Origin of the sequence: Streptomyces sp. NPDC099050 (genome assembly GCF_044759865.1) — a bacterium.
Taxonomy (GTDB): domain Bacteria; phylum Actinomycetota; class Actinomycetes; order Streptomycetales; family Streptomycetaceae; genus Streptomyces.
This window is the reverse complement of sequence record NZ_JBIWAE010000034.1, coordinates 53188-63747: the sequence shown is the minus strand read 5'-3', so window position 1 is coordinate 63747 and position 10560 is coordinate 53188. Positions and strand designations below refer to the sequence as shown.

Annotated in this window: 10 protein-coding genes; 3 read left to right on the top strand and 7 right to left on the bottom strand. The window is 73.8% G+C overall.

Translation table 11 applies throughout. The annotated features are described in order from the left end of the window. Positions 1–757: 757 nt before the first annotated feature. From ACIQV3_RS36705 to ACIQV3_RS36695, 3 genes are all read right to left on the bottom strand, one after another. Positions 758–1138 (bottom strand): VOC family protein, encoded by a 381-nt coding sequence (locus ACIQV3_RS36705; protein ID WP_403720556.1) that lies wholly within the window; start codon positions 1136–1138, stop codon positions 758–760. Between the two features lie 77 nt (positions 1139–1215). Continuing rightward, positions 1216–3144 (bottom strand): ABC transporter ATP-binding protein, encoded by a 1929-nt coding sequence (locus ACIQV3_RS36700; protein ID WP_403720552.1) that lies wholly within the window; start codon positions 3142–3144, stop codon positions 1216–1218. 189 nt (positions 3145–3333) lie between these two features. Next, complete coding sequence (locus ACIQV3_RS36695) at positions 3334–3720, bottom strand: VOC family protein (RefSeq protein ID WP_403720547.1); 387 nt, start codon at positions 3718–3720, stop codon at positions 3334–3336. 142 nt (positions 3721–3862) lie between these two features. Between ACIQV3_RS36695 and ACIQV3_RS36690 the strand changes: the two genes are divergently transcribed. The 3 genes from ACIQV3_RS36690 to ACIQV3_RS36680 all read left to right on the top strand — a co-directional run bounded on the left by ACIQV3_RS36690 (position 3863) and on the right by ACIQV3_RS36680 (position 5432). After that, entirely contained in the window at positions 3863–4369 is a 507-nt protein-coding gene (locus ACIQV3_RS36690) for an AMP-binding protein (RefSeq protein WP_403720541.1), read from the top strand. Between the two features lie 179 nt (positions 4370–4548). Next, on the top strand, positions 4549–4911 hold the full coding sequence (locus tag ACIQV3_RS36685) for a hypothetical protein (RefSeq protein WP_403720539.1): 363 nt from the start codon (positions 4549–4551) through the stop codon (positions 4909–4911). 98 nt (positions 4912–5009) lie between these two features. Further along, the gene (locus tag ACIQV3_RS36680; protein WP_385379686.1) at positions 5010–5432 is read left to right on the top strand and encodes a DUF350 domain-containing protein; all 423 of its coding nucleotides are present in this window, start codon (positions 5010–5012) and stop codon (positions 5430–5432) included. A 129-nt stretch (positions 5433–5561) separates the two neighbouring features. Here ACIQV3_RS36680 and ACIQV3_RS36675 read toward each other — a convergent pair whose 3' ends face one another. The 4 genes from ACIQV3_RS36675 to ACIQV3_RS36660 all read right to left on the bottom strand — a co-directional run bounded on the left by ACIQV3_RS36675 (position 5562) and on the right by ACIQV3_RS36660 (position 9987). Next, positions 5562–6815, bottom strand: coding sequence for an acyltransferase (locus ACIQV3_RS36675; protein ID WP_403720534.1), 1254 nt, complete (start codon positions 6813–6815; stop codon positions 5562–5564). Continuing rightward, positions 6812–7900 (bottom strand): alpha/beta hydrolase, encoded by a 1089-nt coding sequence (locus tag ACIQV3_RS36670; RefSeq protein WP_403720531.1) that lies wholly within the window; start codon positions 7898–7900, stop codon positions 6812–6814. The genes ACIQV3_RS36675 and ACIQV3_RS36670 overlap by 4 nt, the downstream gene beginning before the upstream one ends. 171 nt (positions 7901–8071) lie before the next feature. Continuing rightward, entirely contained in the window at positions 8072–8752 is a 681-nt protein-coding gene (locus tag ACIQV3_RS36665) for a response regulator (RefSeq protein WP_403720563.1), read from the bottom strand. Next, positions 8749–9987 (bottom strand): sensor histidine kinase, encoded by a 1239-nt coding sequence (locus ACIQV3_RS36660; RefSeq protein ID WP_403720528.1) that lies wholly within the window; start codon positions 9985–9987, stop codon positions 8749–8751. Before ACIQV3_RS36660 ends, ACIQV3_RS36665 begins: the two co-directional genes overlap by 4 nt. Between the last annotated feature and the right edge of the window lie 573 nt (positions 9988–10560).

The following is a 10560-nucleotide window of genomic DNA, read 5'->3' as shown; positions in this document are numbered from 1 at the left end:
GCCGCCGCGATCTGGCACAACCACAAGACCGGCCAACCCGTCACACGATCCTTGATCGCCTACGACCACTGATCACATCGGAATGACTCGTCTAGAGGTAAAGCTAGCTCGTGGCGGACGTCGGCGGTCCCGGTGGCGGGAGTCCGTGGTGGTCCGTGGTGCCTGCCGCCGGGATCCGAGGCCCGGGGACGGTGGTCTGAGCGCCGTCGTCGGGGGCTGCCGGGAAGCCGCTCCGCCGCCGCGGCCGGAGAGGCGGTCGCGGGGTGTCGGAGTTCCCGGCGCCGCACGGATCCCGTGCGGCAGCCGTGGTGCCGGTGGCCGGGGCCGTGTGAGCGTCGTTCTCCCGCACGGCCCCGGCCGACGAAGCCTCGCTGCAGTCCGGGCTGCGTGCTCCGCTGTTTAGGCGTGTGACCCGTTTCCGGCCGGACAAACACCCCCTGATACAACCGATTCTGAGTTTCCGTCACCACTCCGCGGAGCCCGCCGGGACGAGCCTTGGTGCCAGAAGAGCCAAGACCGCCGCCCGGCAGGAAGCCGACGCCCAGCGCACCATCGGCGTCGATGTGACCGTCCGGAAGGAGGGGCTGACCCCGGCCCTGGCCCGACCGGCTCGGCGGCTCCGCCCTGGTGCACCGCACCCTCACTCTGCGCAGGGCAAGCTCACGGAGCAGGTGAACGCCCGATGCGCGCCCGATGTGCGTCCCATGCGCGTCCGATGCGTGTCCGGGCCAAAGCGGCGAGGCGGCCTCGCGCCCGCTCAGCCCGCCGGGGTCGTGCGCGGGGTGGTTTGCTGGACGGCCCAGCCGTTGCCGTCGGGGTCGGAGAAGTAGACGAAGGAGCCCCAGGGCATGTCCTCGATCTCCGTCACCTCGATGCCCCGGCCCTTGAGATCGGCGAAGGCCTCCTCGATGTCCGCGACCACGACCTGCAGGTTGTCCAGCGAACCCGGTGTCATCCGGGTCAGGCCCTTGCCGATGGCGATCGAACAGGCCGAGCCCGGCGGGGTCAGCTGGACGAAGCGGATCTCCTCGCTGACCGTGACGTCGTGGTCGGCGTGGAAGCCGATGCGTTCGTAGAAGGCCTTGGCCCGGTCGATGTCGGTGACCGGTACGGCGACCAGTTCCAGTTTGATGTCCATCGGCTTCTCCTGACTCCGTGTCCAGCGGTTCCCGGCGGGCGGTTCCGGGCGGCCGGTGCCGGCCGCCCCGCTGGCCATCATCCGCCGGAGACCGCCGCCGCGCCGCCCGGGAGGGCCCGTGCCGCCCGCGTGTCCCCGTCCGGGCCGGCCGCCGCGAACTGGGTGCGGTACAGCTCCTCGTACCGTCCGCCCACCGCCAGCAGCTCGGCGTGGGTGCCGCGTTCCACGATCCGGCCCTCCTCCACCACCAGGATCAGATCGGCGGCCTGCACCGTCGACAGCCGGTGCGCGATCACCACGGCGGTCCGGCCCGACAGGGCCTCGGCCAGGGCCTCCTGTACGGCCGCCTCCGAGGTGGAGTCCAGATGGGCGGTGGCCTCGTCCAGGATCACCACCCGCTGGCCGGCCAGCAGCAGCCGGGCGATGGTCAGCCGCTGGCGCTCCCCGCCCGAGAGCCGGTAGCCGCGCTCGCCGACGACCGTGTCCAGCCCGTCCGGGAGCGAGGCCACGAGCCCGTCGAGACGGGACCGGCGCAGGGCCTCCCAGATATCGTCCTCCCCCGCCTCAGGGCGGGCCAGCAGCAGGTTGGCCCGTACCGACTCGTGGAAGAGGTGGCCGTCCTGGGTGACCATGCCCAGCGTCTCGCGGATGGAGTCCGCCGTGAGGTCCCGTACGTCGATCCCGCCGAGGCGGACCGCGCCCGTGTCGGTGTCGTACAGCCGGGGCAGCAACTGCGCGATGGTCGACTTGCCGGCGCCGGAGGAACCGACCAAGGCGATCATCTGCCCGGGCTCGGCGCGGAAGGACACCCCGTGCAGCACCTCCGTGCCGCCCCGCGCGTCGAGGGTGGCGACCTCCTCCAGGGAGGCGAGGGACACCTTGTCGGGGGAGGGGTAGCCGAAGGAGACGTTGTCGAACTCGACCGTCACCGGCCCCTCGGGCACCCGGCGGGCGTCCGGCTTCTGGGAGATCAGCGGCTTCAGGTCGAGGATCTCGAAGACCCGCTCGAAGCTGACCATCGCGCTCATCACCTCCACCCGCGCCCCGGCCAGCGCGGTCAGCGGCGCGTACAGCCGGGTCAGGAGCAGGGCGAGGGCGACCACCGAGCCCGCGTCCAGGGAGCCGGCGAGCGCGTAGTGGCCGCCGAGGCCGTACACCAGCGCCAAGGCCAGCGCGGAGACCAGGGTCAGGGCGGTGATGAAGGCCGACTGGGCCATCGCCGTCCGGATCCCGATGTCACGCACCCGGGCGGCGCGCGCCGCGAACTCCGCCGATTCCTCGTCGGGCCGTCCGAACAGTTTGACGAGCGTGGCGCCCGGAGCCGAGAAGCGCTCGGTCATCTGCGTGCCCATCGAGGCGTTGAGCGCGGACGCCTCCCGCTGCATCGCCGCCATCCGCACCCCCATCCGGCGGGCGGGCAGCACGAACACCGGGAGGAGCACGAGGGCCAGCAGGGTGATCTGCCAGGAGATGCCCAGCATCACCGCCAGGGTCAGCAGCAGCGTCACGGTATTGGACACCACCCCCGACAGGGTGTTGCTGAAGGCGCGCTGCGCACCGATCACGTCGTTGTTGAGCCGGCTGACCAGCGCACCGGTGCGGGTCCGGGTGAAGAACGCCACCGGCATCCGCTGCACGTGGTCGAAGACCGCCGTCCGCAGATCCAGGATCAGCCCCTCGCCGAGGGTGGACGACAGCCGGCGCAGGACCAGCCCCAGCCCCGCCTCCGCGACCGCGATCAGCGCGATCAGCAGGGCGAGGCGGGTGACCGTACCGCTTTCGCGGCCCTCGACGATCGTGGTGACCACGCGGCTCGCGAGCACCGGGGTGGCCACCGCGAGCAGCGCGGTCACCACACTGAGAAGGAGGAAGAAGGTGAGCCCGCGCCGGTGCGGGCGGGCGAAGGCGGCGACCCGGCGCAGACCGGCCCGCGAGAGCGGGCGCCGGTCCTGCTGGGCGTTGATCGCGCTGTGGAGCGAGGTCCAGGCGGTGACTTCCATGTCCATGAGCCGAACGGTAGGACCTCGACCAAACTTGAGGTCAAGGGGCAGATGGTCCCTGGGTGACCAGGAACCCTGTTCGACGGGTCGGGCGACAGATCGCGCGACCGGTCGGGCGACACGTCAGACGGCTCGCCAGACGGTTTGGCGGACGGTTTGGCGGACGGTTCGGCAGACGACCCGTTGGCCGAGAGGTCAGTCGAGGCAGAAGATGTTCTCCTCGGGATCGGTCATCACGATGATCCCTTCGTTGACCTCGTCGGACTCCAGGCGGTACAGCCGCTTCGCACCCAGCGCCTCCAGCCTGGCGGCCTCCACCTCCAGCACGGCCATCCGCGCGTCCCCCTTCAGACCGGGCGCCGAGCGCACGTCCAGGTGCAGGCGGTTCTTCGCCTCGGTCCTGGCCTCCGGGACCCTCTGGAAGTAGAGCCGGGGTCCCTTGCCCTCGGGATCCGAGATGGCCGCCCAGTCGTTCTGGTGCTCCGGCGTCGGCTGGACGCGATAGCCCAGCGCCTGCGCCCAGAACTCCGCCTGCGCGCGCGGATCGGCGCAGTCGTACGCCACCTGGATTTCCTTGGCCATGGGGCCTCCGACCATTCGAAACTTGTCCACCGGTGCCAGTCGGCACCAGCGCAGACCTTAGTGGATCAACCCTCGCTCGTACGAGAGATTTTCGCGGCCCTCGTACCTGTCGGTGCCCGGTGCCCGGTGCCAGAATCGGCCCATGACGCGGGGATCGGAGCCCTTCACGCACTCCGGCCGGGGCCCCGGCGACACCGTTCTCTCCCGCTTCGAACGCTGGGCCCGCGACACCCCGGGAGCCCAGGCCGTCGCCGCGGGCACCGACAGCCTCACCTACGGACAACTCGACGCGCGCGCCAACCAGTCGGCCCGCCACCTGCTCGACTGCGGACTGCCCGAACGGGCCGTCGTCGCCGTGGGCTCCGCCCCGCGCGCCGAGCTCGTCGTCCTCCTCCTCGGCCTCCTCAAGGCAGCCGCCGCCTGCACCGTCATCGACGTCGAGAACCCGCGCACCGGACAGCGCCAGCTCGCCGCCGTCCGGCCCTTCGCCCTGCTCGCCGACACCGCGGAGCAGGCCCGCCTCGACGACGGCGGCGACCTGCGGGTGATCCGCATCGGCGGGCCGTCCCCCTCTCCCACGACCGGATCCTCGCCGCCCACGAAGGCTGGGCGGCGGTCGCGCGGCCGGTTCCCGAGGACCGGCACCTGATCAGCGCCGCCCCGGACCTCACCGGCTTCGCCGCCGGATGGACGCGCGCCCTGTGCGAGGGCGGCGCACTCGTCCTGCCCGAAGGCCCGCGCTGGACACCGGAGTCGCCGCGCCGTCGACGCCCCACCGAAGCGGCGGGCGCCGGCGCCCGGTTCGAACTCCCGCAGCTCGCGGCCCCCTTGGACGGGGCCGAGGAGCTCTCGCTGATCGGAACCGCCTTCCCCGGCTGCCGCTCGGACGTACGCGACGGGGAGATCCACCTCACCGCGCCCGGCGGCGGCGAACCGGTCCCGACCGGGGACCTGGGAGTGCTGCGCCCCGACGGGCTGCTGGAGTTCCGCGGCCGGATCCGCGACCGGCTCACCGCGGACGGCAAGGCCTTCGACCCGCATCCCGTCGAGTCCGCGATCCGCAGCCACCAAAGCGTGGGCGCGGCGAGGAACTCCGCTCCGTACCCCCAGTGGGCCCTGGACCGCATGACCAGCCCCGTCAGCTCCGCGGCCTCCCCGGCCCGCGCGGCCCTGAGCTGTGCCATTTCCTGACCTCCCCATGGTCGGGTGCCATGCGGTGCGATAGATTCGGCCACCGCGCCGACAGGCACGCGACGTACTTCCTACCCCACCCCGGAGACGGCTTCCCAATGAGCGACATCATCAACGGACTTGGCCGCACCACCGCTTTCGGCGGCGTCGGCCTGGTGCTGCTCATCCTCGGCATCGTCCTGGTGGACGTGCTGACCCCCGGCAAGCTGCCCAAGCAGATCTGGGAAGAGCGCAACCGGAACGCCTCCGTGATGCTCTCGTCGGCGCTGCTCGGCATCGGCGGCATCGTCTTCACCTCGATCTGGACCACCTACGAGGACTTCGGCAAGGGCCTGCTGTCCACGGCGGCGTTCGGCATCCTCGGTCTGGTCCTGATGGCCGTGGCCTTCCTGCTGCTGGACCTGGTGACCCCGGGCAAGCTCGGCGCCATCGTCGTCGACCCCGAGCCGCACCCCGCCGTGTGGGTGACGGCCTCCTGCAACCTCGCGGTCGCCGCGATCGTCGCCGCCTCCATCGCCTGACCGGTACTCGTACCGGTACCGGTCGCACGAGAGCGCCGCTCCCCTCGGGGGGCGGCGCTCTCGTTTCGTACGGGTGATCCGGTCGTACGGGGGCTCCGGCCGCGGTCCTGCGCCAGACCTGCGCCAGACCTACGCCAGACCCAGCGCGAACACCGCGAATCCGGCCGCCAGCAGGCCCGCCACGGTCCCGCGCACCGCCGTGGCCCGCGTCAGGCCTGCCGGAGGCCGCTCGAACCGGCGCGCGTACCGGGCGATGCCCACCAGCAGCGCCGCGAACACCGGCATCCACGCCAGCCGCGCCACGATCCACCCCACACTGTCCGGCGCCGTCGTCAGCCCGGCCAGAGCACCCGCGAACGACCCCGGTACGGCGGCCGCCAGCATCGCCGTCTGGTGCCAGCACAGGATCGTCATCGCGCACAGGTTGATCACGACCACCGGCGCCCACAGCAGCGGCCGGGCCAGCAGCCGCGCCAGCCGGTCCCGCAGCAGGATCGCCGCGCCCGACTGGGCCGCGGCCAGCGCCAGTACCAGCAGCGACGGCGGATGCGAGTTGGTCCGGGCCTCGCCCGGCACGCCGACCATCGAGGCCGGGTAGTGGAAGACCATCAGCAGGGCCGCGAACAGCAGGCCCCCGCCCGCCAGCAGCAGCCACCCGCCGCGCCGCCCGATCCGGCCCTCGCCCCAGTCCACGCCGAGCTGGTACGCGAACAGCCAGCCCGGCAGGATGTTCAGCAGCGCCACCCATCCGGGCACCGAGTCCGCGAAGGGCCCGTAGCGCAGGAAGTCCACCACGGCGACCGAGGCGAGCAGCGGGGCCGCCGCCCAGCCGCCGAACCGCCGCGCGGCGCGCACGCAGTACGGGGTCAGCGCGGTGACCAGCACGTACACCCCGACGAACCACAACGGCTGGATCACCAGCTTCGCCCCGGTCCGCAGGGTGTCCTCCGGAACCCCGGCCGCGTACAGCAGGGGCGCGGCCAGCGCCCACACCGCCGTGACCCCGAGCACCGGCCGGCCCAGCCGGGCGACCCGGCCCTTCAGCCAGGCCCCGGCCGATCCGGTGTGCCGCCGGAAGGAGAGCGCCGAGGCGTAGCCGCCGACCAGGAAGAAGACGCCGAGCATCTGCAGCACCCAACTGGCCGGGGCCAGGCCGCCGAAGGCGGAGAGGGGGCTCGCGTTGTGCAGCGCCCCGCCGGAGTCGAGGGTGAATCCGCCGAGCAGCCAGTGCCCGGTCGGAACGGCCAGCAGGGCCAGCGCCCGCAGTCCGTCGATCGCCCGGTCCCGGTGGGCGGGCGTCTTCGCGTCGATCCGGCCGGCGGCCGCCCGCGCCTTGCCGAGGATGCCCGCCGGGCTCGCCGGCCGGTCCGCCGTCGTGGTCATCGGGCCGTTCCCGTCGCGATGGCGGCGAAGGCCTTCAGGGACCGGGTGCCGGGGGTGAAGTAGCCGGCGTGGCCCGCCACGTCGGCGGCGTCGATCCGGCGGGCCCCGAAGGCCGCCGAGGTGGGATCGGCTCCGTGGCCGAGCCCCGCGAACTGCACGTTGGGCACGTCGGAGATCCAGTCGGAGGGCCCGCGCGCCGCCCAGACGCGGGCGCCGGTGCCGAGGCCCCCGACGCTGTCGGCCCGCATCCCGGGGGACCCGAAGGCGACGATGTCGGTGGCGTCCGTGTGCCGGGCCGCCAGCCCGCAGACCACCGAGCCGTAGCTGTGGCAGAACAGCACCGGGTCGGGTGCGCCGACCGCGTCGAGCCCGTCGGTGAACCGGGCGAGGCGGACCGCGCCCGCCCGCGCCAGCCGCCCCCGGGCCGTGTCCAGCCCCACCCCGACGGGCGTTGTGTAGCCGGTCCACGCGATGACGGCGGCCGTCTCCCCGGTCGCGGACCGCAGGGAGCGGGCCATGCCCGACGGGCCGGTATGCGACGGGCCGGTCTGCGCCGGGCGGGTGTACGCCGGACCGGTGTGCGCCGCCCGCGCGCGGTCGTAGGTGGTGGCGTCGTTGTCCGAGCCCGGCACGATCACCGCGATGTGCGCGGTCCGCTCCAGGTCCCCGAACACCTCGGCGACGGTGCCCCGTCCGCGCGGGTCGAAGGCCAGGATCTGCCGGCCGGGCGCGGCCAGCGGGGCGAAGCGGGGCTCGCCGTTCGCCGTTACCGCCAGCCGGTTGGCCTCGTACCTGAGGGGGAGCGGAGCCCCGTCCAGATTGCCGACCACCAGCGGGTGGGCCCGTACGAGCGCCCGGGCCCGGGACGCGTCCAGCCCGGCGAAGAACCGCGCGACCTCGGCCGGCGCCGCCCGCGCCGGATCCGGCAGCGGCCGCCCGGACACGGTGTCGGCCCGCCAGGCGGCGGTGCCCGGCGGCGGGCCGGTGACCGCCGTCTGGGCGTCCGCGGAGGCCCATCCCGCGGTGCCGGCGACGAGGGCCGCCGCCAGCGCGGCCGTGACCAGTGTCCTTGCGAAGCGGCGCATGCCCCTTCTCCTCTCCTCGTGACGAGGAGGAAGGTAAGAAGGAGGTGCCCCACCGGGCGTCGCACCGTGGAGCCAAGTCGGATGTCATACCCCGGTAGGGGGTGGAGGAGGCGGTGGCGGAGGCGGTGGCGGAGGAGCGGCGGCCGGGCGGGATTTCAGCCGCAGTCGGGTTCAGCCGCCGTCGCCCGGCCGCACCAGCCCCGCCTCATAGGCGAAGATCACGGCCTGGGCCCGGTCCCGCAGGTCCAGCTTTCCCAGCACCCGCCCGATGTGCGTCTTGACCGTCTGCTCGGCGACCACCAGATGACCGGCGATCTCCTGGTTCGACAGCCCGCGCGCGATCAGCTCCAGCACTTCGGTCTCCCGCGGAGTCAGCCCGTTCAGCCGCAGCGCGGGATCGCGGCGCGGCACCGGCCGCCGCTCGACGAAGTCCGCGATCAGCCGCCGGGTCACCGACGGGGCCAGCAGCGCCTCGCCCGAGGCGACCACCCGTACCGCCGCGATCAGGTCCGCCGGCGGGGCGTCCTTCAGGAGGAAACCGGAGGCCCCCGCGCGCAGGGCCTCGTACACGTAGTCGTCGATGTCGAAGGTGGTCAGCATCAGCACCTTCGGCCGGTGCACCACCCCCGGCGGCGGATCGAGGAGCTCGCGGGCGGCGCTGAGCCCGTCCATCTCCGGCATCCGGACGTCCATCAGCACCACGTCGGGGTGGACGGAGCGGGAGACCTGGATCCCCTGGCGTCCGTCGGGCGCCTCGCCCACCACGTCGATGTCGGCCTGCGCCGACAACAGCGCGGCGAAACCCGCCCGCACCATGGCCTGGTCGTCGACGATGATCACGCGGATGGTCAACTTGGTTCCTCGGCAGCGCTGTCGATGGGCATGCGGGCGGCGACCCGGAAGCCGCCGTCGGGCAGCGGACCGGTGTCCAGCGTCCCGCCCGTCAACCGTACGCGTTCCCGCATCCCCACCAGCCCGTGCCCGGTCCCCGAAGTCTCCACCGCCACCACCGCGTCCCGCGCGGGGCCGTTGACCACCAGGACGAGGACCTCCTCCTCGTCGAAGGTCACCGAGACGCGCGTCGGGGCACCCGGCGCGTGCCGCACCACATTGGCCAGCGCCTCCTGGACGATCCGGTACGCCGACAGGTCCACGGCGGGCGGCGCCGCCCCGGCCGCGCCCGCGGCCAGCGCCAACTCCACCGGCTGCCCGGCCCGTACGGTCGCCTCCACCAGTTGCTGCAACCGGCCGAGCCCCGGCTGCGGGGTCCGGTCGGCGCCGTCCGTCTCGTCGCCGCGCAGTACGGTCAGCAGCCGCCGCATCTCGCCCAGCGATTCCCGCGCGCTCGACGCGATCGCCGCGAACTCCTCCCGCACCGGCTCCGCCATGCCGGGCAGCCGGTACGGCGCCGAATCCGCCTGCACCGTGATCACCGACATGTGGTGGGCCACCACGTCGTGCAACTCCCTCGCGATCCGGGCCCGTTCCTCCAGCAAGGTGCGCCGGGACCGCTCGGCCTCGCTGATGCTCTCCTGCTCGGCGATCTTCTGGCGCGCGTCGCCGAGCCCGCGCAGCGCCCCCGTCAGCGCGAGCACCACCCCGGCCAGGACGAACAGCAGGGCGACCGTGTTGGTCACCCCGTCCGGTGGGAAGCCGCTCAGCACCGCCCCGGCCACGCCGGTCGCCAGCCACACCCCGACCAGGGTCCGGATGGACTCGCGCAGCCCCAGGCAGGCCATCAGCACCAGGTAGCCGATGATCACCATCGGGGTCCACGGCCAGGCGTGCCCGGCCACCCGGTCGGCCTGGGTCAGTACGGCGGCCCCCACCACATCGGCGGCCAGCACCATGCCCCACGCGGGCAGCGGCCTCGTCACGGCGAGCAGCAGCGGCAGGGTCTGGGCCACGCCCAGCGCCCCGGCCCAGCCGCCACCCGCCTTGTAGTCGTTGGTCAGCACCACGATCGTCACCGGCAGCAGCGTCAGCACGCACACGGCGGTCACGGCGTACGGCAGCACCCGCTGCCAGGCCTCGGGCGCCTGCGCGAGCAGCGGTTCGGCGGCCCGTGCGGGCGTACGCAGCGCCACCGCGAACTGCCGAGGCCGGGCGGGGGAGGGGGCCGGCTCCGCCGGCCCGGGTCGGCGCGGCGATCCGGGCCGGGACCCGGAGGAGGATGCGGACGGCGGCCCGGACGGCGGTCCGGACGCGGATCCGGATCCATGCGGCGGTCCGGACGCGGATCCATGCGGCGGTCCGGACGGGGACCGGGATCCGGACCGGGCCCGGAAGAAGGTGCGGAAACGGGATCGGGCGCGCTCGCTCATGATCGGTCCAGCGTATGCGCCCGTGCCCTCCTGGTACGCGCCCGGCGTCCACCGGCCGTCCGGGCCTCCCGGCCCTGACCCGGCCGGCGCCCGGGCCGGGATCGGGCGCCGGACCCGGTACGGGTGCCGACCCCGGCACCGACCCCGTCACCGGACCCGGCACCGGACCCGGCACCGGACCCGGCACCGGACCCGGCACCGGACCCGGCACCGGACCCGGCACCGGACCCGGCACCGGACCCGTCACCGGACCCGGCACCGGACCCGGCACCGGACCCGGCACCGGACCCGGCCCCGGCACCGGTGCCGGGACGGTCGCCGGGGTCTGTTCCGGCA